This is a genomic window from Enterobacter sp. UCD-UG_FMILLET, from assembly GCF_000762975.1.
GTDB lineage: Bacteria > Pseudomonadota > Gammaproteobacteria > Enterobacterales > Enterobacteriaceae > Enterobacter > Enterobacter dykesii.
The window spans coordinates 1-770 of the sequence record NZ_JRJC01000030.1 but is presented as its reverse complement, the minus strand read 5'-3'; the positions used below and the strand labels follow the sequence as shown (position 1 = coordinate 770).

At 49.7% G+C, this 770-nt stretch carries 2 tRNA genes and 2 rRNA genes; all 4 read right to left on the bottom strand.

From position 1 onward, the window contains the following. Positions 1-137 (bottom strand): 23S ribosomal RNA (locus tag LA04_RS14290); the annotation flags it as partial. 170 nt (positions 138-307) lie between these two features. After that, positions 308-383 (bottom strand) — tRNA-Ala (locus LA04_RS14285). A 42-nt stretch (positions 384-425) separates the two neighbouring features. After that, a tRNA-Ile gene (locus LA04_RS14280) sits at positions 426-502 on the bottom strand. 69 nt (positions 503-571) lie between these two features. After that, positions 572-770 (bottom strand): 16S ribosomal RNA (locus LA04_RS14275); the annotation flags it as partial.

The window sequence follows — 770 nt, the reverse complement described above, 5'->3', positions numbered from 1 at the left end:
ATTGCACTGGGTTTCCCCATTCGGACATCGCCGGGTCAAAGGTTCATATCACCTCGCCGGCGCTTTTCGCAGATTAGCACGTCCTTCATCGCCTCTGACTGCCAGGGCATCCACCGTGTACGCTTAGTCGCTTAACCTCACAACCCGAAGATGTTTCACTTCTGATTGCGAAAATTTGAGAGACTCGAACACACATAACATGTGTGTCGTTTCAATTTTCAGCTTGATCCAGATTTTTAAAGAGCAAAACTTCGCAGTGCACCTTTTCAGGTTCACTCTGAAGTTTTCTTGGGTTCGCAGTAAAAGATGGTGGAGCTATGCGGGATCGAACCGCAGACCTCCTGCGTGCAAAGCAGGCGCTCTCCCAGCTGAGCTATAGCCCCATCGTTTATAATCTCTGTACCGCTCATCCTTTAAAAGGAGTCTGGTAGGCCTGAGTGGACTTGAACCACCGACCTCACCCTTATCAGGGGTGCGCTCTAACCACCTGAGCTACAAGCCTGCAGAGATTTTTACTGCTGTTTTTCATCAGACAATCTGTGTGAGCACTACAAAGGCAGGTTCTTTAAGGTAAGGAGGTGATCCAACCGCAGGTTCCCCTACGGTTACCTTGTTACGACTTCACCCCAGTCATGAATCACAAAGTGGTAAGCGCCCTCCCGAAGGTTAAGCTACCTACTTCTTTTGCAACCCACTCCCATGGTGTGACGGGCGGTGTGTACAAGGCCCGGGAACGTATTCACCGTAGCATTCTGATCTACGATTACTAG